Source organism: Pseudomonas sp. NFACC04-2 (assembly GCF_900119265.1).
GTDB classification, from domain to species: Bacteria; Pseudomonadota; Gammaproteobacteria; order Pseudomonadales; family Pseudomonadaceae; genus Aquipseudomonas; species Aquipseudomonas fluorescens_AA.
Map to the genome: position 1 here is coordinate 138,054 of NZ_FPJC01000004.1, position 26,031 is coordinate 164,084.

The following is a 26,031-nucleotide window of genomic DNA, read 5'->3' on the forward strand; positions in this document are numbered from 1 at the left end:
CTCCGTGGCAAAGTGAATAAAACCGTGACTTATGGACAATCACGGTTTTACGGGTTCATCGGTTGTTTTTTGAACAAATCCCTGTAAGCCCCGATAAGCATGGGCTGTGGCGGTGAGCAAACACCTTATCCACAGAAGCGCCAACAGTGTTTGGGGGTAATTTTGACGATTCTGTGGAAAACCTCTGGGACGGCCTGTAAATCGCGGTTTTCGGGAGGTTTTACCGATAAAAAACACCAATCGATCATTTTATGATCAATCCACTGAACGCCTTGTTCCGTATGGCTTGCAGCATTGAGCGAACATCTTATCCACAGAAGCGCCAACAGAGATTGGGGGCAAGTTTCGCCTGATAGGAGTCGTTATTCACAACAAAAAGCCAATAAAAACCGTGGGTTAGACTGGCTACTTTTTGATCGGAGGCCGGCAGGGCCCGATTTGCATGGGGTGCAGCGAGGGGCGAACAGGTTATCCACAGAGGCGCGCACAGGGATTGTGGGTAAACACATGCCCCTGTGGGATCTGGGCCAACCTGCTACGGCCGATGCATGAGGTAGGCCGCGCCCGTTACTTGAATCAACGGATGCGGGACGACCTGACAGGTTTTGACGATGCCAAAGCCATGGCGCTCATAAAAACGCCGGGCGCCGGTATTCGCGGCGTAGTCGATCAGGCTCAGGCCCTTGAGTGCCAGTTGATCGGCACGCTGTTGCGCCAGTTCGAGGAAGCGAACGCCGAGCCCCTTGTTACGCCAGCCTTCATGCAGGGCCAAGCTTGAGATATAGAGGGTGTTGGGCACTTCCATGTCGGCGTAGGGCGCCAGGACCGGGTCTGTGACTGGGGCCGCCTGTGGATCATGACGCGTGACATAAGCGTGCATCATGCCGATGACCTGTCCGTTGGCCTGGGCGACAAGGCAGTTCTGGTAGGAAAAATCTACACCTTCCCGAGCATAACGCGCGGCGCCCACGTCAAGCAGATCCTGACCAGGCTCCGCCAGCTGACTCCAGATGTAATCCGACGCACCCTCTGAGGAAATCCGGAACAGACGGGCGATCTCCCGTGCATCCGTGGGCAAGGCCGGGCGAATTGCTACTTCCATTGATAGGACTCCATTGGCGATGAAACGACCTTTTTCACCCACAGGCTTGAGTCACGGCAACCCGCCAGGCCAGCGGTTTTATGGCCGGATGTTGCAGCAGGTCAGGTGGGTGTTTTTTGAGCGCAGGCCTGGATGGCCTGGTTTACCGCGGCGGGCCGAGCAGGTTATCCACAGTGGTGCACGCGGGCATTATGGGTAAACATATGACCCCTGTGGGAGCGGGCTTGCTCGCGAATTCGGTATGTCAGGCTGCATTTTCGTCGCTGACACACCGCCTTCGCGAGCAAGCTCGCTCCCTCCGGAATTGAGGTATTCCTGGGGTTAGCGAACAACCCCTTCCTCAATCAACAACTTGAGAATGGCCTCGGCCCCCGCCTCCGGGCTCACGCCCTTGAGCACTTGCCCGCCTCCGCCGCTAGCCTTGGCCGTGGCGGCTTTCATGCGGTCGGCGCCGCTCTTGGCCTTGATCACTTTCAAGCGCTTGGGGCGTGGCTTGGCCGGTTGCAGGGTCGCCACCGCCAGCAAGGTGTCGTCGATCACTTCGACTTCCTCGGCATGCAATGCCCCACGCCGGGCCGGGCCGTAGGCGCTTTGCCGAGGTTTTGGCGCGGCGTTATCCACAGTGGCCAGGAACGGCAGGCGCACTTTGAGACGGCGCCGTTGGCCACGGGGCAAGGCTTGCAGCACCAGGGCCACGCCGCCGTCGATGGATTCGACCTGGGCCAGCCCCACCACCAACGGCCAACCGAGGTTTTCCGCCAGCAGGAAGGGAAGCATGCCCGAGCCTTCACCGGTTTCCGCCTGGCTACCGGTCAGCACCACTTGGGCGCCAGCGTCACGCAGGTATTCGGTCAGGGCCGGCAGGGCGTCGGCCCCGTCGGGATTTTCCAGGACGTGGAGTTCATCCAGGCCCATGCCCAGGTAGGCGCGCAGGGCCGGTTCGGCCACGTCACCGGCGTGCAGCACTTGCAGGTCGTTGCCGGCCAGTTGCAGGCCCAGTTCCACGGCCCGGGCATCCTGTTCGGCACGCCGAGGCCGACCCGAGGTCGGGTGCGCGCCGATGGACACCAGGCTGATCACTTGAGTACTCATGGTTGAATCCTTTTAAGCCGCATCGCGCTTGGCTTCGTTGCGATAAGCCTCTACCGCCGCGATCAAGGCCTGGAGAATCGCCGCGCTGTCACCAATCACCGACAGGTCTGCCCGTTTGATCATGTCGCAACCCGGGTCGAGGTTGATCGCCACCACCTTGTCGCAGGCGCCAATGCCCTGCAGGTGCTGGATCGCCCCGGAGATCCCCACGGCCACGTAGACCCGTGCCGTGACCCAGGTACCGGATGCGCCGACCTGACGGTCCCGCGCCATGAAGCCGTCGTCCACCGCCACCCGCGAAGCGCCTTCGGTGGCGCCCAGGGCCGTAGCGGTCTGGTGGAACAGTGCCCAGTCCTTGACCCCGTTGCCGCCGGAGAAAATGAATTCGGCCTCGGCCATCGGGATCGCCCCCGGGTCCACCGCCACCGCACCCAGATCTTCGATACGCGACAAGCTGCGCGCCACGCTTGTGGATAACTCCACCGGCAGGGCTTCGTGACGGGTTTCACTGACCGGCTCAGCGCATTCGGCCGCTGCCAGGATCAAGCGCGCCAACGGCCGGGCCAAGTCTTGCAGGCCCGCGCCGGCGCGGCCAATGCACTCCTCGCCCTTGACCTGCCAGACCCGCGTGGCCGGGCGTTCGCCCAGGGCTGCGGCAAAACGCCGGCCCAGTTCACCGCCACCGGTGCGGCTGTCGGGCAGCAGCCAATGGCGTGGGTTGAATTGGTTATCCACAGCCCGCAGGCCCTGGACCCGTTGTTCCGGTGCATAACCACTGAAGGCCTCACCTTCCAGTACCAGCAAGCGGTCGACACCGGCCGTGGCGAAGGCGTTTTCCTTGTGCTCGCCGAATACCACTGCCAGTACCGCGCCGTCCGTCCCCGCAAGCTGATGGGCCAGGCCCAGCAGATCGCGGTCGTGGCTGCTGAGGCGACCACCGACCATGTCCGGCACCACACTGATGTAGAACGCCGGTTGCGGCACCTGATGCAGCGGCAATTGCACTTCGGTCGCGGCGGTACGCTTGGTCGCGCCCCCCTGCTGGGCACCGCTGCGGTCGATGCGCTTGATGCCGTTGGGACCGATGAAACCGATGCCATGAACGTTCTTGCGAATGACGCCGTTGGGGCCCATCCAGCTGTGCTGGACCGGCTGCATGGCCGCGTGCAGCGGGTGCAGACGGTTACGGGCGATCCACTCGGCGCGAGGGTCGCGGCGGATGATGTCGCTCATTAATGCACCTCCGCAGGTTCACGTTTGGCTGGGGCAACGGGTTTGCTCGGGGCTGCGTCTTCAAGCAGTGCGTCAGCCACCAGTTCGGCAATGTCCTTGATCATTGGCCGCGGTTCGACCACGCCTTCGAGCATCGCGGTGCACTGTGGACAACCCACTGCCACCAGCTCAGCGCCGGTTTCGCGAATGTCGTCCATGCGCATGTCCGGAATCCGCTGCTTGCCTGGAATGTCAGTGATCGGCGCACCACCACCACCGCCGCAGCAACGCGAACGGAAACCGGAACGCTGCATCTCCTTGACCTCGATACCCAGCGCACGCAGCACCTGGCGCGGCGCCTCGTATTCGCCGTTGTAGCGGCCCAGGTAGCACGGATCGTGATAGGTCACGCTGTCGCCCTTGTGCTGGCCGAGGTTCAGCGCGCCGGCGTCGATGATCTCCGCCAGGTAGGTGCTGTGGTGCTGCACCAAGTAATTGCCATCGAAGGCGCCGTATTCGTTTTTCAGCACGTGGAAGCTGTGGGGGTCGCAGGTGACGATGCGGTTGAAGCTGTATTTGGCCAGGGTCTGGATGTTGCGTTTGGCCAACAGCTGGAATGTCGCTTCGTCACCCAGGCGCCGGGCCACGTCGCCACTGTCGCGTTCTTCGAGGCCGAGCACGGCAAAATCGATTTTCGCCGTCTTCAGCACTTTGACGAACGCGCGCAAGGTGCGCTGGTTGCGCATGTCGAAGGCACCGTCGCCGACCCAGAACAGCACGTCGGTGGATTTCTTCTCGCTGAGCAGGTTCAGATTCAGGTCCGCCGCCCAGTTCATCCGCCCGCCCGGGGCAAAGCCGCCAGGGTTGTCGGTGGCGATGAGGTTTTCCAGCACCTCGGCACCCTTGTTCGGCGTGGCGCCTTTTTCCAGGGTCAGGTGGCGGCGCATGTCGACGATGGCATCGACGTGCTCGATCATCATCGGGCATTCCTCGACGCACGCGCGGCAGGTGGTGCAGGACCACAGGGTCTCGGCGTCTACCAGGCCGTTGACGATCGGCTGATGGGGATTACCCGCATGTTCGCCCACAGGTTTGCCCGGGTATGGGCTGCCAGCGAATTTCGCATCGGTGCCGCCAGCGAGGCCGACGACCATGTCCTGGATGAGTTTTTTCGGGTTCAACGGCTGGCCGGCCGCGAACGCCGGGCAGGCCGCTTCACACTTGCCGCACTGCACGCAGGCGTCGAAGCCCAGCAGTTGGTTCCAGGTGAAGTCCTTGGGTTTCTCCACGCCCAGTGGCGCGGCGGGATCGTTCAGGTCCAGCGGCTTGAGACCGGTGGAACGGCCGCCGCCAAAGCGCTCGGCGCGGCGGTGCCAGGCCAGGTGCAGGGCACCGGCGAAGGCGTGCTTCATCGGCCCGCCCCAGGTCATGCCGAAGAACAATTCCGACACGCCCCACAACACACCGACACCCAGGACCGCCGCCACCAGCCAACCGCCGAAGTTCTCCGGCAGGATGCCCGCCACCGGCAGGGTCACCAAGAAGAACGACGCCGAAAACGCCAGCAGGCTTTTCGGCAGGCGCATCCACGGGCCCTTGGACAAACGGGCGGGCGGATTGCGTCGACGCAGGTAGACGAAGATCGCACCGACGAACATCACGGCCGACATCAACAGCAACGCATAACCGAGGAAGCGGTTATGCAGGCCAAACCCGTGGACCAGGATCGCCAGCACCACCGACGCCACCGCACCACCGGCCGTGGCGACGTGAGTGTTGGCAATGTATTTGTCCCGCGCCACTACGTGGTGCAAATCCACCATGTAGCGCTTGGGCATGGCAAAGAGACCGCCGATCAGGTCGACCTTGGCCGGTCGTCCCCGGCGCCACATGTTCACCCGCCGCAAGGCGCCGAGGACCGCGAGGCCCAGGGCTGCGAACAGCAGGATTGGAAGAAGGGTGTTCAGCATGGTGAAGCTCCCAAAGACCTCAGGTCTTGCAGGCACAGAAACCTGGATGTCTTGCTCGATCCCTGTGGGGGCGAGCTTGCTCGCGAAGACGGACTCAGATCCAACCTAAATGTCGACTGATCCACCGCTATCGCGAGCAAGCTCGCTCCCACAGGGTTATCCACAAGCCGTTAGAAATCCTTGCACAACCGCAGGGCGTCGTAGATGGCCGCGTGGGTATTACGCTGGGCCACGCAGTCGCCGATACGGAACAGCAGGTAGCCATCGCCGCTCTGCTCCAGGCACGGCTGAGGCTTGATCGCGAACAAGGCTTCGACGTCGATCTGGCCCTTGTTGCGCGAACCTTCCTTGAGCGCGTAGTAGATTTCTTCGTCCGGCCGCACGCCGTTTTCCACCACCACCTGGTCCACCACGCGTTCTTCCTTGGCGCCGGTGTATTCGTTTTCCAGCACCGCCACTAGCTTGTCGCCTTCGCGGTAGACCTTCTCCAGCATCATGTCCCCGGTCATGATCACTTCCTTGGGGTACATGCTGCGGTAGTACGTGGGGAACGAGGTCCCGCCAATGGCCACGCCCGGCTTGATGTCGTCGGTGACGATCTCGACCTGGCTGCCCTTGTCGGCGAGGAAGTCGGCCACCGACATGCCGGTGAACTCGCAAATGGTGTCGTAGACCAGCACGTTCTTGCCCGGCGCAACCTTGCCGTCGAGCACGTCCCAGCTGCTGACCACCAGCCCTTCGGCGGCGCCCCAGTGTTCGTTCTGCTCCACATTCGGATGCCCGCCAACGGCCAGCACCACCACATCCGGACGCAGGTCCATGATGGTCGCCGCATCAGCCGCCACGCCCAGGCGCAGGTCGACTTTCAGCCGCGCCAGTTCCAGCTGGAACCAGCGGGTGATACCGGCAATCTGGTCCCGTTGCGGGGCTTTCGAAGCGGTAGTGATCTGCCCGCCGATGAATTCCTTCTTCTCGAACAAGGTCACGTCGTGCCCACGTTCGGCGGCCACACGTGCCGCTTCCATCCCGGCCGGGCCGGCACCGACGACGACCACTTTGCGCTTGGGCCCGGTGGACTTCTCGATGATGTGCGGCACGCCCATGTATTCACGGGAGGTCGCGGCGTTCTGGATGCACAGCACGTCCAAGCCTTGGTACTGGCGGTCGATGCAGTAGTTGGCACCGACGCACTGCTTGATCTGGTCGATCTGGCCCATCTTGATCTTGGCGATCAGGTGCGGGTCGGCGATGTGGGCACGGGTCATGCCGACCATGTCGACGTAACCGCCCTCCAGGATCCGCGTGGCCTGGTTCGGGTCCTTGATGTTCTGCGCGTGCAGCACCGGGACCTTGACCACTTCCTTGATACCGGCGGCCAAGTGCAGGAACGGCTCCGGTGGATAACTCATGTTCGGGATGACGTTGGCCAAGGTGTTGTGGGTGTCGCAACCCGAGCCCACCACGCCGATGAAATCCAGCATGCCGGTGTCGTCGTAGTACTTGGCGATCTGCTTCATGTCCTCGTGGGACAAGCCGTCCGGGTGAAACTCGTCGCCGCACAGGCGCATACCCACGCAGAAATCGTCGCCCACTTCGGCGCGCACGGCCTTCAGCACTTCCAGGCCGAACTTCATGCGGCCTTCGAAGCTGCCGCCCCATTCGTCGGTACGCTTGTTGACCCGCGGGCTCCAGAACTGGTCGATCATGTGCTGGTGCACGGCGGACAGCTCGACGCCGTCCAGGCCACCGGCCTTGGCACGTCGTGCCGCCTGGGCGTAGTTGCCGATCACCCGCCAGATTTCTTCCGGCTCGATGGTCTTGCAGGTGGCGCGGTGAACCGGCTCACGCACGCCGGACGGCGACATCAGGGTCGGCCAGTTGAAACCGTCCCAGCGCGAGCGACGACCCATGTGGGTAATCTGGATCATGATCTTGGCACCATGCTTGTGCATGGCGTCGGCCAGGTTCTGGAAGTGCGGGATGATGCGGTCGGTGGACAGGTTCACCGAGCTCCACCATTCCTGCGGGCTGTCGATGGCAACCACCGACGAGCCACCGCAGATCGCCAGGCCGATGCCGCCCTTGGCCTTTTCTTCGTAATACTTGACGTACCGGTCGGTGGTCATGCCGCCGTCGGTGGCGTAGACCTCGGCGTGCGCGGTGCTGAGCACGCGGTTGCGGATGGTCAGCTTGCCGATCTGGATCGGCTGGAACATTGCTTCAAAAGCCATGGCGCAATCCTCGACTTACAACGGCTTGACGATGAACAGGCCGTCGTCGTGGCCTTCTTCAGAACCGCCGTAGACCTGCTCGGCCACGGTGCGGATCGAACTGCCACGAGCGGCGAGGATCTGGTCCATGGCGCCGGCGAACCAGCCGGTGAACATGTAGTCGACCTTGCGCCCGACCTTGCCGTACACATAGACGAACGCCGAGTGTTCGAGCTTGACGCTGGCGGTGCCTTTATCCAGGTCGATGTCCTGGATCTTGAACAGGCCCCAGCCACGCTGGGACAGGCGCTTCATGTAGTGCTCGAACACCGCGACGCCTTCCAGGCCGTGGCATTCGGCTTCTTTTTCACACCAGTGCCAGGCGGATTTGTAGCCGGCCTTGTAGAGAATCTCGGCGTAGGCGTCGGCGCCCAGCACTTCTTCGATGCCCATGTGGTTGTTGACGAAGAAGTGACGCGGTACGTACAGCATCGGCAGGGCGTCGGACGTCCAGACACCGGTTTCGCTGTCGACTTCGATAGGCAGTTGCGGGGCGATCTTGGCCATGAAAACTTGACTCCGGAAATTCGTGGTATTGCCTGCGGCGCAGAGGGCCGCAGGTAGAGGATTAGCGATGCGGCGGCGGTTATTCGCCCCAGACGTCTTTCAGCACGTTGACCCAGTTCTCACCCATGATCTTGCGCACCACCCGCTCAGGGTGACCGCGCTTGAGCAGCGTCTCGGTGAGGTTCGGGAACTCGCCCACGGTGCGGATGCCCAGGGGGTTGATGATCTTGCCGAAGCTGGTCAGACGACGGGCGTAGCCCTTGTCGTGGGTCAGCATTTCGAAGAAATCCTGGCCGTGGCCCTGGGTGAAGTCGGTACCGATGCCGATGGCGTCCTCACCGACGATGTTCATGGTGTATTCGATGGCTTCGGCGTAGTCGTCGATGGTCGAATCGATGCCCTTGGCCAAAAACGGCGCGAACATGGTCACGCCGACGAAACCGCCGTGGTCGGCGATGAACTTCAGCTCTTCATCGGATTTGTTGCGCGGATGTTCTTTCAGGCCGGACGGCAGGCAGTGGGAATAGCACACCGGCTTCTTCGATTCGAGGATGACTTCTTCGGAGGTCTTGGAACCGACGTGGGACAGGTCGCACATAATGCCGACACGGTTCATCTCGGCGACGATCTCGCGACCGAAGCCCGACAGGCCGCCGTCACGCTCGTAGCAACCGGTGCCCACCAGATTCTGGGTGTTGTAGCACATCTGCACCACACCCACGCCCAACTGCTTGAAGATCTCGACGTAGCCGAGCTGGTCTTCGAAGGCGTGGGCGTTCTGGAAGCCGAAGATGATGCCGGTCTTGCCCTGTTCCTTGGCGCGACGGATGTCAGCGGTGGTTTTCACCGGAATCACCAGGTCGCTGTTCTCGCGGATCAGCTTCTGGCTGGCGACGATGTTATTGATGGTGGCCTGGAAACCTTCCCACACCGACACGGTGCAGTTGGCTGCGGTCAGGCCGCCCTTGCGCATGTCTTCGAACAGGTCGCGGTTCCACTTGGCAATGATCAGCCCGTCGATAACGATGCTGTCGGCGTGCAATTCGGCTGGGCTCATCAGGCAGTCCCCTTTTGTCAGCGATTCATGCGCCGAATCGTGTGCCGGCGCTTTGGGGCCAGCATATGCCTGAGGGCCGTCGCGACCCGGTGCAAAAACGACAGGGGAATTGCCGAAAGCGTCAATCCACGACAATGGGCTACGACAGGCCCGCCCTGCCCGTCTGTTCTTTACCCGACGGTTGCGCCAGAATCCGCCGCATCACTGGTTTTCACTGGACTTGAGCGGCAACGCGATGAAATCAATCTTCCTGGCTTTGGCACTGATGAGCACCCTGGCACACGCAACCGAAGACACCGAGCCCAATCCCTGCGACGAAGTTGAAAACGACGTCCAGACCCTGGCCTGCTCGGCCTATGGCAAGACTGCCGCCGAACAATTGCTCAACGAAAACCTGCAGAGCCTCTTTGAGCGCCTGCAAACCCGCTACGCCAGCGACAAGGCCCAACTCAACGACATCACCACCAAGGTCAAAGCCGCCCAACAACTGTGGCAAAAACAGCGCGACGCCGACTGCGCCATCGCCGCCTTCCCGGCCAAACCCGGCAGCGAAGCCTACAAAATCGCCGAAAACGACTGCATGGCCCAGGTGAGCGATGATCGGTCGGAGTTTTTGGAGTCGATTGGGCAGGAGTAAGCTGCACCCCCCCCTCGAGCAAAGAGATCCCCATGAAAACCTGCGGCATCGAAATCAAAGGCAGCGAAGCGATCATCGCCGTTGCCTCGCTGGAGCAGCAGGCGTTGACCCACATCGCCCTGACCACCAAGAAAATCGCCCTGGACGACAATGACGAAGCCGCCAACGTCAAGGCGTTCGCCGCCCAGGTGCGGGCGTTCGTGGTCGAAAATGGCATCGAACGCATCGCCATCAAGAAGCGCAGCAAGAAAGGCGAGTTCGCCGGTGGACCGACCACGTTCAAGATTGAAGGGGTTTTCCAGTTGCTGGAAGGCTGCGAGGTGACGCTGCTGTCACCGCAGACCCTCAACGCGCAGCACAAGAAACATGACTTCGCCTTGCCGGCGACCCTGAACAAGTATCAACACGAGGCATACAAGGCGGCGTGCTCGGCACTGATGAAAAAATAAAGTCGTTCCCCCCCGTGGCGAGGGAGCTTGCTCCCGCTGGGGTGCGCAGCGCCCCTGCTTTCAGGGCCTGCTACGCAGTCCAGCGGGAGCAAGCTCCCTCGCCACAGGCAAGTATCAGGTTCAGCGCTGCTTGCGATACCCCTTCAACCAATCCGCAAACGCTTTGTCCTCCAAGGCGTAACCACCGCGATTGGACTTCCACACCAGTTCCTTGTCACGCAGCGCGTCGATGCAGGATTGAATGGTCTGGGTGCCAGGCACGACTTCGCTGCCCATGCTCCTGAGCACCTTGCCCACGGCCTCCAACGTTGAATCGGTGAAGGGCGCAAAGGGTTCGTTGTTTTGCGAGCGCTCGGCCATGACCTGCAGCACTGCCCGTTGCGGCACCGTCAAGGCGTTCCAGGCGCTTTCAAACTCGGTCCAGACACCAGCACGGAGCATTTCGGCGCTGTTGCGCAGCAATTCATCCAAATGGCTCGCCTCACCCAGCTCCAAGGCAATTTCGCCAATGATGCTGCGCAGCATTTCAGGGCGGCGCCCTACCAACTCGAAGGCCTGATCCAGATCATCGGCATTGAACTGATTGGTTTGGGCCAGATGCGCGTTCAAATGGGCGGCATAGGCTTTGGTGAACTCTTTACCCAGCAATGGGAACGGGGTGATGCTGGACCCGTAGAACGGTTGGTTGCGGCTGAGTACCAGGTGAGCGAGTTTGTCGCGATTAGAGCCGGTGAACACCAGGCGCAGGCCGCTGGTATCACCCTCGCGACCTTGGTTGAGTTGGTCGCGGGCGGCCTTGAGGGCAAACATCGCGTTGACCCCGGCCTCGGTGGTCAACGCATGCTGGGCTTCGTCGATCACCAGCACAACGGTTTTACCGGCCGCACTGTGCAACAACTCCAACGCCTGGGTCAGCGTCGCCCCTTCGGGCAGTTGCGGCAGGCTGAAATCCCAGGACAGCGTGCGCAAGAAGCTGAGTTTGTCGATGCCCATGGATTTGGCCAGCTTGCGGATCCCCTTATCATAAGGCACCAGGGCCCCGGCGATTGCCGAAGCGATCAGGTCGGCAGGGTCTTTCTCCTTGTTGGCCCACAGGTCGACGTAGACCGCGAGCCAGCCGCGGGTTTGGCACTCGGGAATCAAGTCTTCGCGCAGGAACGTACTTTTTCCGGTACGTCTCGGAGCGGCCAGGAACAGGCCTGAGGTGTAATCCTGGATCCCGGCGCCGACCAGCCCATCGACAACATTGCGGGCCAGATCAGGACGCCGGAATACAAAACCGGGGTGCTTGGACATGGTTTTATACTCAATTATTGCGACAGGTATAATTTATAGTCGCGAGTATAATTGAGTATAAAAGCCTGTCAAACCACCTCCCGCCCATCCCCCTGCCGCCGCCGATCCTCCCGTGGACAGCGCGCGAACCGTGCCCGGTAACTGCGGGTGAAGTACGACGGTGACTCAAAGCCGCAGGCGATGCTCACTTCCAGTACGCTCATGTCGGTCTGACGCAGCAGTTGCCGGGCTTTCTCCAGGCGCAGGCGCAGGTAGAAGTTGCTAGGGGTGTCGTTCAGGTGCAGGCGGAACAGCCTTTCGAGCTGGCGCCGCGTGACGTTGATGGATTCGGCCAGGGCCAAGGTACTCAGGGGCGGTTCGCTGTGGGTTTCCATCTCGCCGATGACGTGCACCAGCTTCTTGTTGCGAATGCCATAGCGACTGGCGATCTCCATGCGCTGGTGATCTTTGCGCGGACGGATGCGGCCAAGCACGAACTGTTCGCTGACCTGGATCGCCAGCTCCGAACCATGGGCCTGGCCGATCAGGTCGAGCATCAGGTCGATGGACGCGGTGCCACCGGCGCAAGTGATGCGGCGACGGTCGATTTCAAACAATTCCTGGGTCACGCCAAGCTGCGGATAGGACTCCTTGAACGCCTCGATCGCTTCCCAGTGCAGGGTCACGCGATGCCCTTCCAGCAGCCCCGCCTCGGCCAGGACCACACTGCCGGTGTCGATGCCCCCCAGGATCACGCCTTCGTTGTCCAACCGATGCAGCCAGCGCTCCAGGGCCGGGGTGGCGAACTTAAGTGGTTCGAATCCCGCCACCACCCAAAGGGTCGCGCCCTTCTTCAACGGCTCCAGCGCGGCATCGGCGTTGACCGACATGCCGTTGCTCGCCAGCACCGCCCCGCCATCGACGCTCAACACATGCCAGCGATACAGCTCGCCACGAAAACGATTGGCGACCCGCAACGGCTCGATGGCCGAAATGAAACCGATGGCTGAAAAGCCCGGCATCAACAAGAAGTAGAAATCCTGGGACATGGAGCGCACTCGGTCGACGGGTAGCGTGCGGACCTTGATACGCCAGTTGCAAGCGTCGTTCAAGGGCGCAGGTCGCTGCAGTGCAAGAGCACGTCGCCGCTGTGCGTTTTGCCACACTTCGGGCTGCGTAACTTGGCATCACCGGCGCACAGACACCGGGCCCCATAACAATAAGCTGCCGAGGAACCCGACATGAAACGACTGATCAGCTCCTGCGTTCTTGCACTCAGCGGTACCACCTTAATGAATGGCGCCGTCATGGCCGCTGAACCCGCCGCGTGCCAGAACGTGCGCCTGGGCGTGGTCAACTGGACCGACGTCATCGCCACCAGCGCCCTGACCCAAGTGATGCTCGACGGCCTCGGCTACACGACCAAGCAGACCAGCGCCTCCCAGCAAATCATCTTCGCCGGCATTCGTGACCAACGCCTGGACCTGTTCCTGGGCTACTGGAACCCGCTGATGACCCAGACCATCACCCCATTCGTCGAAGCCAAGCAGGTCAAGGTCCTGGAACAACCCAGTCTCAAGGACGCCCGCGCCACCCTGGCCGTGCCGACCTACCTGGCCGACAAGGGCCTGAAGACCTTTGCCGACATCGCCAAATTCGAAAAAGAGTTGGGGGGCAAGATCTACGGCATCGAACCCGGCTCCGGCGCCAACACCCAGATCAAGGCGATGATCGCCAAGAACCAGTTCGGCCTGGGCAAATTCCAACTGGTGGAGTCCAGCGAAGCCGGCATGCTCGCCGCCGTGGACCGCGCCGTGCGGCGCAAGGAAGCCGTGGTGTTCTTCGGCTGGGCGCCGCATCCGATGAACGTCAACGTGCAAATGACCTACCTCACCGGCAGCGACGACGCCCTCGGCCCGAACGAAGGCATGGCCACCGTCTGGACCGTCACCGCGCCGAACTACGCCGAGCAATGCCCGAACGTCGGTCGCTTGCTGAGCAACCTGACCTTCACTGCCGAAGACGAGAGCCGGATGATGCAGCCGCTGCTCGATCACAAGGATCCGCTCGAATCGGCCCGGCAATGGCTCAAGGATCATCCGCAAGACAAGCAGCGCTGGCTCGAAGGCGTGACCACCTTCGACGGCAAGCCGGCCGCCGACAACCTCAAACTCACCAGTAACTGACCAAACGTTCTCCCTCTGCGCAGCATCAAACGGCTGCGCGGTGACTTACCACGCCTGAAGGAATCCGCACCATGAACCACGACGTCATCATCACCTGCGCACTCACCGGTGCTGGCGACACGACCGCCAAGAGCCCCCACGTGCCGGTCACCCCGAAACAGATCGCCGCCGCCGCCGTCGAAGCCGCCAAGGCCGGTGCCACCGTGGTCCACTGCCACGTCCGCGACCCGCAGACCGGCAAGTTCAGCCGCGACGTGGCGCTGTACCGCGAAGTGATGGAGCGCATCCGTGAGGCGGACGTGGACATCATCGTCAACCTCACCGCCGGCATGGGCGGAGACCTGGAGATCGGTGCGGGCGAACGGCCGATGGAGTTCGGCCCCAACACCGACCTGGTGGGTCCGCTGACCCGCCTGGCCCACGTCGAAGAGCTGTTGCCGGAAATCTGTACCCTGGATTGCGGCACCCTGAACTTCGGCGACGGCGACACCATTTACGTCTCCACCCCGGCGCAACTGCGGGCCGGGGCCAAGCGCATCACCGAACTGGGGGTCAAGGCCGAGCTGGAAATCTTCGACACCGGCCACCTGTGGTTCGCCAAGCAACTGATCAAGGAGGGCCTGCTGGACAACCCGCTGTTCCAGCTCTGCCTGGGCATTCCATGGGGCGCGCCGGCCGACACCACCACCATGAAGGCCATGGTCGACAACCTGCCGGCCGACGCGGTGTGGGCCGGCTTCGGCATCGGCCGCATGCAAATGCCGATGGCCGCCCAGGCGGTGCTGCTGGGGGGCAACGTGCGGGTCGGGCTGGAAGACAACCTCTGGCTGGATAAAGGCGTGCTCGCCACCAACGGCCAGTTGGTGGAGCGCGCAGGCGAAATCCTCAGCCGTCTCGGGGCGCGGGTACTTACGCCGGCCGAGGGCCGCAAGAAAATGGGCCTGACCCCACGCGGCTAAACCGAACGTGCACATTGGATCTGCAGTGACTGCAGATCTCAAGACCACCCAAGATCAAGTGTGGGAGCGAGCTTGCTCGCGATAGCGTCGGCGCATCCAGTGCATTTGCTGCGCCTGGAATACCGTCATCGCGAGCAAGCTCGCTCCCACAGGGAATCAGCGAATTATTCAGGAAAATCACCATGAGCTTTATCACCGACATCAAGACCTTCGCCGCCCTGGGCAGTGGTGTAATCGGCAGCGGCTGGGTCAGCCGGGCCTTGGCCCACGGCCTCGACGTTGTCGCCTGGGACCCGGCGCCTGGTGCCGAGGCGGCATTGCGCAAACGCGTCGCTAACGCTTGGGGCGCGCTGGAGAAACAGGGCCTGGCCCCTGGTGCCTCACAGGATCGGCTGCGCTTTGTCGCGACCATCGAAGAATGCGTGCGCGACGCCGACTTCATTCAGGAAAGCGCCCCCGAGCGCCTGGAACTGAAGCTCGAACTGCACGGCCAGATCAGCGCAGCCGCCAAGCCGAATGCATTGATCGGCTCCAGTACTTCGGGGCTGTTGCCAAGCGAATTCTACGAAGGAGCGACCCACCCGGAACGCTGCGTGGTCGGGCACCCGTTCAACCCGGTTTACCTGTTGCCGCTGGTAGAAGTGGTCGGTGGCAAGAACACCGCCCCCGAAGCGGTACAAGCCGCCATGCAAGTGTATGAATCCCTCGGCATGCGGCCGCTGCACGTACGTAAGGAAGTACCTGGCTTCATCGCCGACCGCCTGCTCGAAGCGCTGTGGCGCGAGGCCCTGCACCTGGTCAACGACGGCGTCGCCACCACGGGGGAAATCGACGATGCCATCCGTTTTGGCGCCGGCCTGCGCTGGTCATTCATGGGTACCTTCCTGACCTACACCTTGGCCGGAGGCGATGCAGGCATGCGGCACTTCATGGCCCAGTTCGGCCCGGCGCTGCAACTGCCCTGGACCTACCTGCCAGCGCCGGAGTTGACCGAGAAGCTGATCGACGATGTGGTGGACGGCACGAGGGAGCAACTGGGCAGCCACAGCATCTCGGCCCTGGAGCGCTATCGTGATGATTGTTTGCTGGCGGTGCTGGAAGCGGTGAAGACCACCAAGGCCAAGCATGGCATGGCCTTTAGCGAATAAACACTCCCCCTTGTGGCGAGGGAGCTTGCTCCCGCTGGACTGCGAAGCAGTCCCAAAACCGGCAAATGCGGTGTATCAGTCAAATCGTATTCGCTGGTTTTACGACCGCTTCGCGGCCGAGCGGGAGCAAGCTCCCTCGCCACAAGGGTGTACACCAGCGACTATTTGTGGAGTTCCAGCATGCCCACCCTCACCACCTATCAAACCCGCATCCTCCCCGAATGGGTCGATTACAACGGCCATCTACGCGATGCCTTCTATCTGCTAATTTTCAGCTATGCCACCGACGCGCTGATGGACCGGCTCGGCATGGATAGCCAGAACCGCGAGGCCAGCGGTCACTCGCTGTTCACCCTCGAACTGCACCTCAATTACCTGCACGAAGTGAAGCTCGACGCTGACGTGGAAGTACGCACGCAGATCATCGGCCACGACGCCAAGCGCCTGCATCTCTACCACAGCCTGCACCTGGCAGGCGGGGATAAAGAGCTGGCCGGTAATGAGCAGATGCTGCTGCACGTCGACCTGGCGGGTCCGCGCTCGGCGCCCTTCACGCAGCAGACCCTGGGCACACTCACCGCCCTGCTCGATGAACAGTCCGACCTGCCGCCGCCGGCCTATATCGGTCGGGTCATCGCACTGCCACCTGCCCGATAAGCCTCGAACAGGAGATCGCCATGAACACTGCCGCCGCGTTTGCCGACTTCCGCCGCTATCCCCTGGTCTGCGCGCTGGGTGCTGTAACGTCCTTGGCCGACCGGGTGCAGGTCACCTGGGTCGATGGCCGGGTCAGCCCTTTCCATCATCAGTGGCTGCGGGACAACTGCTCTTGCCCTCAATGCGTCTACACCGTCACCCGCGAACAAGTACTGGAAATCGTCGACGTGCCTGAAGACAGCGCACCCGGTGCGATCCGCCTCGATAGCGAGGGCTGCCTGTGCGTCGATTGGCAGGACGGTCACCAGAGCCGCTTCGACCCAGGCTGGCTACGGGCCCATGCCTATGATGACCAGTCCAGGGCCGAACGCCTGGCGAGCAAGCCCAAAAGCCAGTTATGGCGGCACGATCTGCAACTCCCGGTGTTCGATTACCAGGCCCTGATGGGTGACGCCGATGCGCTGTTGCAATGGCTGCTGGCGGTGCGCGACATCGGCCTGACTCAAGTGCGCGGCGTGCCCACCGAACCCGGTTCGTTGAAACAGATTGCCCAGCGCATTTCGTTCATTCGCGAGAGCAACTTCGGCGTGCTGTTCAATGTGCAATCCAAGGCCGACGCCGACAGCAACGCCTACACCGCTTTCAACCTGCCACTGCACAGCGACCTGCCAACCCGGGAGTTGCAACCGGGGCTGCAGTTTTTGCATTGCCTGGTGAATGACGCCGACGGCGGTGAAAGCATTTTTGTCGACGGTTTTGCCATCGCCGAGGCGCTGCGCCAGGAAGATCCCGAAGCCTTTGCCGCCCTGTGCGAAATACCGGTGGAGTTTCGCAACAAGGATCGCCACAGCGACTACCGCTGCCTGGCGCCCATCATTGCGCTGGATGCCCTGGGGCATGTCGCGGAAATCCGCATGGCGAATTTCCTGCGCGGACCGTTCGACACCACCGTCGAGCAAATGCCCAGGCTTTACCGAGCCTACCGACGCTTCATCGCCCTGACCCGCGCGCCACAGTTTCGTGTGATGCAACGGCTCGAACCCGGCCAGCTCTGGTGCTTCGACAACCGCCGTACGCTCCATGCCCGCAACGCCTTCGACCCGGCTTCCGGCGCGCGGCATTTCCAGGGGTGTTATGTGGATCGGGATGAGTTGTTGTCGCGGATTCTGGTTCTACAACGCTAGATCGCATAACGGCTATTCGCGAGCAAGCCCGCTCCCACAGGAGCCCACACTCCCATGTGGGAGCGGGCTTGCTCGCGAAGGCGGTTTGCTGGACACCCCATCAACCCCTGATTCACCCAGACAAAAAAATCCCCGATCAAGCCGTGACAGGATCGGGGCAGGTGCGTTACTGGAGGAGCTGTTGCGCGAGGGTGACCAAACCATCGTGATTCAGCTTGAGTTCAGTGTGCCCAGTCCGGATTAGCGGGAGTTAGCCGAAAACGACCTGCTCATAGGTATCCGGGCCATTGCGACAGTTTGCCCTTGCCGCCGCTTCGGGTGGCTACCAGAATCGAGACACGACCCCAATCCCTGAACAAGGAAAAGCGTCATGATGCACGCCGATTTGATCGACCAGGAAGACCTGCTGGGCCACCTCAAGGCCCTGGGGCTCCAGATACCCAGCGGTTCCACCGCCGAGCAGGCCTGTGAGTGCGCCGTGCGGGGTTTGGACCAGGCCCGTGCCAATGAACTGCGGCGGATGGTCAAGGACATGTACACCAGCAGCGCCACCATCCTGCCAGCCGTGCGCCAGGCAATCGACAAGCAATTGTTGCCGGCGCTGATGGATTACCAGCAAAACCACAACACCTGAAAAACCAATCGCGAGCAAGCTCGCTCCCACAGTGATCCCTGGTGTGCACACGCTCTATTGCACCCAGGCGATCTCCCTGTGGGAGCGAGCGTGCTCGCGATGAAGGCGCTAGAGGTCTTAGAGCCTAACACTGGCGAACGTCGATTCATTGCGCGCCTGGCTCAATGCCGACAGCGGCCCGGACAATGGCGACAGCACCAACGCCTGCGGTAGCGGCATCATCGCCACCTGTTGCGTGGTGTTTGAACCGACGCGCTCATCCCGCGGCGGAATGCCGAAGTATTCGCGGTAGCACTTGGAGAAGTGCGGGGTGGAAACGAAGCCGCACACCGAGGCCACTTCGATGATCGACATCGGCGTCTGCTTGAGCAGTTGTCGCGCACGAATGAGCCGCAGCTTGAGGTAATAGCGCGACGGTGAGCAGTGCAGGTATTTCTGGAACAACCGCTCCAGCTGACGCCGGGACACGGCGACGTACACCGCCAGTTCGTCCAGGTCGATCGGCTCTTCGAGGTTGGCTTCCATCAACGCCACGATTTCCTGCAACTTCGGCTGGTTGGTGCCAAGCATGTGCTTGAGCGGCACGCGCTGGTGATCCTGCTCGTTGCGGATACGCTCGTAGACAAACATTTCGGAGATCGCCGCCGACAGCTCGCGACCGTGATCGCGACTGATCAGGTGCAGCATCATGTCCAGCGGCGCGGTGCCACCGGAGCTGGTGAAGCGATTGCGGTCGAGGGTGAACAGGCGGGTGCTCATCGATACCCGCGGGAACGCTTCCTGCATCGCCGCCAGGCATTCCCAGTGCACGCTGCAATCGAAACCGTCCAGCAGGCCGGCGCAGGCCAGGGCCCAACTGCCGGTGCAGACCGCGCCGAGGCGACGGGACTGGCGGGCCTGGCTCTGCAGCCAGGACACGTGTTCACGGGTCACGGTGCGCTGGATGCCGATGCCACCACAGACGATGACGGTGTCCAAAGGCGGTGCCTTGTGCATGGAAGCGTCGGGGGTGATCTGCAAACCATCGCTGGCCCAGACCTGGCCGCCATCGACCGTGAGGGTGGTCCAGCGATACAACTCGCGACCGGATAGCTGGTTGGCCATGCGTAGCGGTTCCACCGCGGACGCCAGGGAAATCAGCGTGAAATTGTCCAGCAGCAAAAAGCCGATGGATTGAGGCGCACGGTTCTGGGGTTGGGCCCCGGAGTTGGACGTCGTCATCGCGGTATCTCCTCACACAAAGCGGGTGATGGCCTCAGGCGGAGGCTCTTGTTATTGCCACGTTCTCTTGCGCGAGACAGGGCTTTATCGGGATAGAGCAATTGCCATGCCTAAAATTGAATGTGTGTTCAATAAATCCTGAAAACGACATCGCGGCCTGTCTATATAAGGCGTGCATCGAGTCCGGGTTTTAGGTGCCATCAATGGCGGCAGGTACCGATCACAGAAGGCTGTGAGCAGTTCGGTAGCACTTGTGGGAACGGGGCTGCGCGGCTTGCGCAAGGAGTAGCACCACAGGTGCGGGTGACGGACGGTCGAGCGCGATTCAGCGGCTGGCTCGACAACGGATGTCTTGTCTGTTTGCGACGCGCTAAAAGGTGGCGTGTTTCAGGATGGGTGTGCATTTTGTGAGCGATTTTAAGAACAACCCGTGGCGAGGGAGCTTGCTCCCGCTCGATCGCGCAGCGGTCGCAAATCCTATTTACGCGATAACGGTGAAACACCGCGGGATCAGGCCTTGGGGTTGCTTCGCAACCCAGCGGGAGCAAGCTCCCTCGCCACAGAGAGCCCCGGCAATGCGTGCTTTAGCACTCCACCGCACTGACCGCCAAGCCGCCGCGTGAGGTCTCTTTATATTTATCATGCATATCGGCACCGGTATCACGCATGGTGCGGATCACCCGATCCAGGGAGATAAAATGCTGGCCATCCCCGCGCAGGGCCATTTGTGCGGCGTTGATGGCCTTGACCGCGGCGATCGCGTTGCGCTCGATGCACGGCACCTGCACCAGGCCGCCCACCGGGTCGCAGGTCAGGCCCAGGTTGTGTTCCAGGCCGATTTCCGCCGCGTTGCACAGTTGCTCCGGCGTGGCCCCGAGGATTTCCGCCAGGCCCGCCGCCGCCATGGCGCAGGCCGATCCCACCTCGCCCTGGCAACCGACCTCGGCGCCGGAGATCGATGCGTTCTTTTTGCACAGGATCCCGACGGCCGCCGCAGCGAGGAAATAATCCACGACGTTGGCGTCGGTGACCGCTTCGCTGAATTTCATGAAATAGTGCAGCACCGCCGGGATGATCCCCGCCGCACCGTTGGTCGGCGCCGTGACCATGCGCCCGCCGGCCGCGTTCTCCTCGTTGACCGCCAGGGCGAACAGGTTGACCCACTCCATGGCGCTGAGGGTCGAGCCAATGACATTGGGCTTGTTCAGCTCTTGGAGGCTGCGGTGCAACTTGGCCGCCCGTCGGCGCACATTCAAACCGCCCGGCAAGATGCCTTCGTGCTTGAGGCCCTGCTCGACGCAATCCTGCATGGCGCGCCACAGCTTCATCAGGCCACTGCGGATCTCTTCTTCGGACCGCCAGACCTTTTCGTTGGCCAGCATCAACTCGGCTACCCGCAAGTTGTGGGTACGGCACAGCTCAAGCAATTCTTCGGCACTGGAGAAATCGTAAGGCAGCTCTGTGCTGTCCAGATCCACCACGCCGCTGGAGGCCTGGGCCTGATCGACGACAAAGCCGCCGCCAACCGAGTAATAAGTGTCACGGTGCAGCTCGCCGTCGGCGCCCTCGGCCACCAGCGTCATCGCATTGGGATGGAAGGGCAGGTTCTCGTCGATCAGGCGCATGTCCCGGGACCATACGAACGGCACCGGCAGGCGACCGTCGAGCAGCAGGGTCTGGGTTTCACGCAGCAGCTCGATGCGCGGGCCGATCTGCGACGGGTCGATTGCGTCCGGCCACTCCCCCATCAGGCCCATGATCACGGCGTTGTCGCTGCCGTGGCCGATACCGGTGGCCGACAATGATCCGAACAACTGTACCTCTACCCGGCGCACATCATTGAGCAGGGCCTTTGCCTTCAGCGCTTCAACGAACAGCGCCGCGGCACGCATGGGGCCCACGGTGTGGGAACTGGACGGGCCGATACCGATTTTGAACAAGTCGAAAACGCTGATTGCCATTGCCGATAACCTCCAGAACAGGCACATCCGGGCGCAGGAGCGTCCGGTGACGGAGCTGCTACGCTCAACGCCGGGATGGCCGCATCATCCGGTTTTTGCCTTGGCGCCCGACGTCTGACACCGACGCAATCATGCCCACCAGCGCCGCCCGTCCCTGACCCCGGTTCTGCGGCGTTTTTCTGCGTGTCAGAGGCCCGTCAGGGGCGGAAAAAATCTGTAAACGACGTCACCGACACTGGATGCGACCATCCCTGTACTGGATACGACCCACCCTGTAGGCGTCAGATTTGCACTGGTACATGATCGGTTACGGCTCGTTTGCAAGGCCGCGTGTCAGAGAGTGCCCACGCGCCACCAACCGCAACATCCAATTAAGCGTGGTTGTCCTGACCGGACACCGCCGATAAAACACCAGGAGTCCACCCATGAAAGGTTCCAAGCCGTTGTTGTTGGCCGCCATGCTGAGTCTTCCGATGCTGGCCAACGCTGCAGAACCCGAAAAGTGCAGCACCGTCAACTTCTCCGATGTCGGCTGGACCGACATTACCGTGACCACGGCGACCACCAGCGTGGTGCTGGACGCCCTGGGCTACAAGACCAAGACCACCATGATTTCCGTGCCGGTGACCTACAAGTCTCTGGCCGATGGCAAGAACATGGATGTATTCCTCGGCAACTGGATGCCGACCATGGAAAACGACATCAAGGCCTACCGCGAAGCCGGCACCGTGGAAACCGTGCGCACCAACCTCAAGGGCGCCAAGTACACCCTCGCCGTGCCCCAGGCCTTGTATGACAAAGGCCTGCATGACTTCGCCGACATCCCCAAATTCAAGAAAGAGCTGGACGGCAAGATCTACGGCATCGAACCGGGCAACGACGGCAACCGCCTGATCCAGAGCATGATCGAAAAGAACGCCTTCGGCCTGAAGGACGCCGGCTTCAAAGTCGTCGAGTCGAGCGAAGCGGGCATGCTCTCGCAGGTCGACCGCGCCTCCAAGCGAGGCACCGACGTGGTGTTCCTCGGCTGGGCACCGCACCCGATGAACACGCGTTTCAAGATCCAGTACCTGACCGGCGGCGACGACTTCTTCGGCCCCGACTTCGGTGCCGCTACCGTGGCGACCAACACCCGCAAGGGCTACAGCCAGGAATGCAGCAACGTTGGCCAACTGTTGAAAAACCTGGAGTTCACCGTCGACATGGAGAGCACGCTGATGGGCAACGTGCTCGACGACAAGATGAAACCTGAGGCCGCCGCCAAGGCCTGGCTGAAGAAAAACCCTCAGGTACTCGATACCTGGCTCGCTGGCGTGACCACCATTGACGGTAAACCTGGCCTGGAAGCCGTGAAAGCCAAGCTTGCGCAATAACTGCTTATGTTATGCCGGGCGAGTTCGCTCGCCCGGGCTGTTTATTCCCTTGCATGCGGACGTTCACTACCATGCTTATTGATCAGAAAATACCTTTGGGCCAGTACATCGCGGGCTTTGTCGAATGGTTGACGCAAAACGGCGCCAACACATTCGACGCAATCGCGCTGTTTCTGGAAACGATGATTCACGGCGTGACGTTTGCGCTGACCTGGTTCAACCCCCTGGCCCTGATCGGCCTCATCGCGCTATTGGCGCACTTCATCCAGCGCAAATGGGGCCTGACCGTATTTGTCATCGCGTCCTTCCTGCTGATCCTCAACCTGGGTTACTGGCAAGAAACCATGGAAACCCTCGCCCAGGTGCTGTTCGCGACCCTGGTCTGCGTGCTGATCGGCGTGCCGCTGGGCATTGTTGCCGCGCACAAGCCGATGTTCTACACAATGATGCGGCCGGTACTCGATCTGATGCAGACCGTACCGACCTTCGTCTACCTCATTCCTACCCTGACCCTTTTCGGTCTGGGTGTGGTCCCGGGCCTGATCTCCACGGTGGTGTTCGCGATTGCCGCGCCCATCCGCCTGACCTACCTGGGCATCCGCGACGTTCCGGACGAACTGATGGACGCCGGTAAAGCCTTCGGCTGCTCCCGCCGCCAACTCCTGTCGCGTATCGAACTGCCCCATGCGATGCCAAGCATCGCGGCCGGTATCACCCAGTGCATCATGCTGTCGTTGTCGATGGTGGTGATCGCCGCGCTGGTGGGTGCCGATGGCCTGGGCAAACCCGTGGTCAACGCACTGAACACCGCTGATATCGCCCTGGGCTTCGAAGCCGGCCTGGCGATCGTATTGCTGGCAATCATGCTCGACCGAATCTGCAAACAACCCGACGCTAAAGTAGGGGGTGACGCATGAGCATCATTCGTTTCGAAGACGTCGATGTTATTTTCTCCAACCGCCCCAAGGCCGCGCTGGACCTGCTGGACAAGGGTTTTTCGCGCCCCGAGATCCTGCAGCAGACCGGCCTGATCGTCGGCGTGGAAAAAGCCAGCCTATCCATCGAGAAGGGTGAGATCTGCGTCTTGATGGGCCTCTCCGGCTCAGGCAAATCCAGCCTGCTGCGCTGCATCAACGGGCTGAACACCGTCAGTCGCGGCAAGTTGTTCGTCGAGCATGAAGGACGGCAGATCGACATCGCCTCCTGCTCCCCCGCCGAATTGAAGATGATGCGCACCAAGCGCATCGCCATGGTGTTCCAGAAGTTCGCTCTGATGCCTTGGCTGACGGTGCGCGAGAACATCAGCTTCGGTCTGGAAATGCAGGGCCGTCCCGAGAAAGAACGGCGCAAGCTGGTGGATGAAAAACTCGAGCTGGTGGGCCTGACCCAGTGGCGAAACAAGAAACCCGACGAACTGTCCGGCGGTATGCAGCAACGGGTCGGTCTGGCCCGCGCCCTGGCGATGGACGCCGACATCCTGCTGATGGACGAACCGTTTTCGGCCCTCGACCCGCTGATCCGCCAGGGTTTGCAGGACGAACTGTTGGAACTGCAACGCAAACTGCAAAAGACCATTGTGTTCGTCAGCCATGACCTGGACGAAGCCCTGAAACTGGGCACGCGGATCGCCATCATGAAAGACGGCAAGATCATCCAGTACAGCAAGCCGGAAGAGATCGTGCTGAACCCGGCGGACGACTATGTGCGCACCTTCGTCGCCCACACCAACCCACTCAACGTGCTCTGCGGTCGCAGCCTGATGCGCACCCTGGACAACTGCAAGCGCATCAACGGTTCGGTCTGCCTGGATCCGGGTGGCGACTCCTGGCTCGACCTGGCCGAAGGCAACACCATCAAGGGTGCCCGGCAGAACGGCGCGGCCCTGGACCTGCAAAACTGGGCACCGGGCCAATCAGTGGAAGACCTGGGCCGCCGTCCGACCCTGGTGGATTCCAACATCGGCATGCGCGACGCGTTGCAGATCCGCTACCAGACCGGCAACAAACTGGTGCTCCACGATAACCAGAAAGTCGTCGGGATCCTGGGCGACAGCGAGCTGTACCACGCCCTGCTTGGCAAGAACCTGGGCTAAGCCCACGCAAACAAAAACGCCGCGAGATGATCGCGGCGTTTTTGTTTGTGCCGTGCTGACTGCTGACTAGCTTGACCTGAAATGCAAACAACTGTGGCGAGGGGATTTATCCCCCCTCCACAACAGTATTCCAGCTATCAATCGGCGTCAGGCCTTCACACCAACCGACGAGTGTTATAAAGACATCCCAAAAAGTCCTCGCCCCTGTACTGCGGGTTTTCACACGTGGAGATCCCGACAAACAGCGACGACTTGTCATAGAACTTTGTTTTTGTTGATTGAACGTTCAATCAAAACAAAATAGACTGGCCCTCGCCATGACGGATTGTATTCGTCCGCCTGCAGGCCTAAGGAGATGTGCTAGATGCCCAAGGTCGGTATGCAACCCATCCGCCGCCAACAATTGATCGCAGCCACGTTGCAAGCGGTCGATCAGGTCGGCATGGGGGACGCCAGCATTGCGCTGATCGCTCGTTTGGCGGGTGTCTCCAACGGCATCATCAGTCATTACTTTCAGGACAAGAACGGCCTGATCGCGGCCACGGCCCAGTACCTGATGAGTGTCCTGAGCGAAAACGTCACCGCACGCCGCCAGGCGCTGGAGGACACCAGCCCGCGGGCTCACCTCAAGGTGATCATCGAAGGCAACTTCGACGCCAGCCAGGTCAATGGCCCGGCAATGAAAACCTGGCTGGCCTTCTGGGCCACCAGCATGCACCACCCGTCTTTGCACAGGTTGCAGCGGATCAACGATCACCGTCTGTATTCCAACCTGTGTTGCCAGTTCCGCCGCGTGTTGCCCGTTGATCAGGCACGCAGCGCGGCACGGGGCCTGGCCGCGCTGATTGACGGATTGTGGCTGCGCGGAGCGCTGTCGGGAGACGCGTTCGATACCGCCCAGGCGCACCAGATCGCTTACGAATACATGGATTTCCAACTGGCCAAGGCAGGGGCGCCAGAGCACACAGAACCGCTCGACTCCTGAACCCCCACCGCAGCGCGTAGTCAGCTATAAACGACACGCTCGGTGGCCAGCCAACCACTC

At 61.6% G+C, this 26,031-nt stretch carries 23 protein-coding genes; 12 read left to right on the forward strand and 11 right to left on the reverse strand.

Annotated features, from left to right (window positions below):
* Nucleotides 1-535 precede the first annotated feature (535 nt).
* From BT125_RS07175 to BT125_RS07205, 7 genes are all read right to left on the reverse strand, one after another.
* Nucleotides 536-1,102 (reverse strand): GNAT family N-acetyltransferase, encoded by a 567-nt coding sequence (locus BT125_RS07175; protein ID WP_072405829.1) that lies wholly within the window; start codon nt 1,100-1,102, stop codon nt 536-538.
* Nucleotides 1,103-1,423: 321 nt separating this feature from the next.
* Nucleotides 1,424-2,194 (reverse strand): electron transfer flavoprotein subunit beta, encoded by a 771-nt coding sequence (locus tag BT125_RS07180; protein ID WP_072405830.1) that lies wholly within the window; start codon nt 2,192-2,194, stop codon nt 1,424-1,426.
* Nucleotides 2,195-2,206: 12 nt separating this feature from the next.
* Nucleotides 2,207-3,427 carry an electron transfer flavoprotein subunit alpha gene (locus BT125_RS07185; RefSeq protein ID WP_072405831.1) on the reverse strand — a complete coding sequence of 407 codons (1,221 nt, stop codon included), beginning with the start codon at nt 3,425-3,427 and terminating at the stop codon, nt 2,207-2,209.
* Nucleotides 3,427-5,376, reverse strand: coding sequence for a dimethylglycine demethylation protein DgcB (dgcB, locus tag BT125_RS07190; RefSeq protein WP_072405832.1), 1,950 nt, complete (start codon nt 5,374-5,376; stop codon nt 3,427-3,429). The genes BT125_RS07185 and dgcB overlap by 1 nt, the downstream gene beginning before the upstream one ends.
* Before the next feature lie 170 nt (nt 5,377-5,546).
* On the reverse strand, nt 5,547-7,607 hold the full coding sequence (dgcA, locus tag BT125_RS07195) for a dimethylglycine demethylation protein DgcA (protein ID WP_072405833.1): 2,061 nt from the start codon (nt 7,605-7,607) through the stop codon (nt 5,547-5,549).
* Between the two features lie 15 nt (nt 7,608-7,622).
* Complete coding sequence (locus tag BT125_RS07200) at nt 7,623-8,153, reverse strand: DUF5943 domain-containing protein (protein ID WP_030139308.1); 531 nt, start codon at nt 8,151-8,153, stop codon at nt 7,623-7,625.
* Nucleotides 8,154-8,232: 79 nt separating this feature from the next.
* Nucleotides 8,233-9,210 carry a dipeptidase gene (locus tag BT125_RS07205; protein WP_030139307.1) on the reverse strand — a complete coding sequence of 326 codons (978 nt, stop codon included), beginning with the start codon at nt 9,208-9,210 and terminating at the stop codon, nt 8,233-8,235.
* 235 nt (nt 9,211-9,445) lie between these two features.
* Here BT125_RS07205 and BT125_RS07215 point away from each other — a divergent pair, with 235 nt between their 5' ends.
* Nucleotides 9,446-9,847, forward strand: coding sequence for a lysozyme inhibitor LprI family protein (locus tag BT125_RS07215; protein ID WP_072405835.1), 402 nt, complete (start codon nt 9,446-9,448; stop codon nt 9,845-9,847).
* Nucleotides 9,848-9,879: 32 nt separating this feature from the next.
* On the forward strand, nt 9,880-10,296 hold the full coding sequence (locus BT125_RS07220; protein WP_072405836.1) for a DUF3010 family protein: 417 nt from the start codon (nt 9,880-9,882) through the stop codon (nt 10,294-10,296).
* 120 nt (nt 10,297-10,416) lie between these two features.
* On the opposite strand, the gene BT125_RS07225 is transcribed toward BT125_RS07220, so the two are convergent.
* Nucleotides 10,417-11,592 (reverse strand): AAA family ATPase, encoded by a 1,176-nt coding sequence (locus BT125_RS07225; RefSeq protein WP_072405837.1) that lies wholly within the window; start codon nt 11,590-11,592, stop codon nt 10,417-10,419.
* A 68-nt stretch (nt 11,593-11,660) separates the two neighbouring features.
* Complete coding sequence (locus BT125_RS07230) at nt 11,661-12,620, reverse strand: GlxA family transcriptional regulator (RefSeq protein ID WP_072405838.1); 960 nt, start codon at nt 12,618-12,620, stop codon at nt 11,661-11,663.
* A 192-nt stretch (nt 12,621-12,812) separates the two neighbouring features.
* Here BT125_RS07230 and BT125_RS07235 point away from each other — a divergent pair, with 192 nt between their 5' ends.
* The 6 genes from BT125_RS07235 (at nt 12,813) to BT125_RS07260 (ending at nt 18,339) form a co-directional block, all read left to right on the forward strand.
* Nucleotides 12,813-13,757, forward strand: a complete 945-nt coding sequence (locus BT125_RS07235) for a choline ABC transporter substrate-binding protein (RefSeq protein ID WP_072405839.1) — start codon at nt 12,813-12,815, stop codon at nt 13,755-13,757.
* A gap of 71 nt (nt 13,758-13,828) precedes the next feature.
* Nucleotides 13,829-14,716 (forward strand): 3-dehydrocarnitine:acetyl-CoA trimethylamine transferase CdhC, encoded by an 888-nt coding sequence (locus tag BT125_RS07240; protein ID WP_072405840.1) that lies wholly within the window; start codon nt 13,829-13,831, stop codon nt 14,714-14,716.
* 182 nt (nt 14,717-14,898) lie between these two features.
* Nucleotides 14,899-15,864, forward strand: coding sequence for an L-carnitine dehydrogenase (locus BT125_RS07245; protein WP_072405841.1), 966 nt, complete (start codon nt 14,899-14,901; stop codon nt 15,862-15,864).
* A 180-nt stretch (nt 15,865-16,044) separates the two neighbouring features.
* Nucleotides 16,045-16,521: a thioesterase family protein gene (locus BT125_RS07250; protein ID WP_072405842.1), complete on the forward strand. Its 477-nt coding sequence runs from the start codon at nt 16,045-16,047 to the stop codon at nt 16,519-16,521.
* A gap of 20 nt (nt 16,522-16,541) precedes the next feature.
* Nucleotides 16,542-17,705 (forward strand): gamma-butyrobetaine dioxygenase, encoded by a 1,164-nt coding sequence (locus BT125_RS07255; protein WP_072405843.1) that lies wholly within the window; start codon nt 16,542-16,544, stop codon nt 17,703-17,705.
* A gap of 370 nt (nt 17,706-18,075) precedes the next feature.
* Nucleotides 18,076-18,339 (forward strand): hypothetical protein, encoded by a 264-nt coding sequence (locus BT125_RS07260; RefSeq protein ID WP_072405844.1) that lies wholly within the window; start codon nt 18,076-18,078, stop codon nt 18,337-18,339.
* A 117-nt stretch (nt 18,340-18,456) separates the two neighbouring features.
* Here BT125_RS07260 and BT125_RS07265 read toward each other — a convergent pair whose 3' ends face one another.
* Together BT125_RS07265 and BT125_RS07270 are read right to left on the reverse strand one after the other, a co-directional pair.
* Nucleotides 18,457-19,560 carry a choline metabolism transcriptional regulator GbdR gene (locus BT125_RS07265; RefSeq protein WP_060740272.1) on the reverse strand — a complete coding sequence of 368 codons (1,104 nt, stop codon included), beginning with the start codon at nt 19,558-19,560 and terminating at the stop codon, nt 18,457-18,459.
* Between the two features lie 584 nt (nt 19,561-20,144).
* Entirely contained in the window at nt 20,145-21,521 is a 1,377-nt protein-coding gene (locus BT125_RS07270; protein ID WP_072405845.1) for an L-serine ammonia-lyase, read from the reverse strand.
* 425 nt (nt 21,522-21,946) lie between these two features.
* On the opposite strand from BT125_RS07270, the gene BT125_RS07275 reads away from it, so the two are divergent.
* The 4 genes from BT125_RS07275 (at nt 21,947) to betI (ending at nt 25,971) form a co-directional block, all read left to right on the forward strand.
* Complete coding sequence (locus tag BT125_RS07275; RefSeq protein ID WP_072405846.1) at nt 21,947-22,894, forward strand: choline ABC transporter substrate-binding protein; 948 nt, start codon at nt 21,947-21,949, stop codon at nt 22,892-22,894.
* A 71-nt stretch (nt 22,895-22,965) separates the two neighbouring features.
* Entirely contained in the window at nt 22,966-23,811 is an 846-nt protein-coding gene (choW, locus tag BT125_RS07280) for a choline ABC transporter permease subunit (RefSeq protein WP_014340605.1), read from the forward strand.
* Nucleotides 23,808-24,986, forward strand: a complete 1,179-nt coding sequence (gene choV / locus BT125_RS07285) for a choline ABC transporter ATP-binding protein (protein WP_072405847.1) — start codon at nt 23,808-23,810, stop codon at nt 24,984-24,986. Before choW ends, choV begins: the two co-directional genes overlap by 4 nt.
* A 364-nt stretch (nt 24,987-25,350) precedes the next feature.
* On the forward strand, nt 25,351-25,971 hold the full coding sequence (betI, locus tag BT125_RS07290) for a transcriptional regulator BetI (protein ID WP_072405848.1): 621 nt from the start codon (nt 25,351-25,353) through the stop codon (nt 25,969-25,971).
* Nucleotides 25,972-26,031 lie beyond the last annotated feature (60 nt).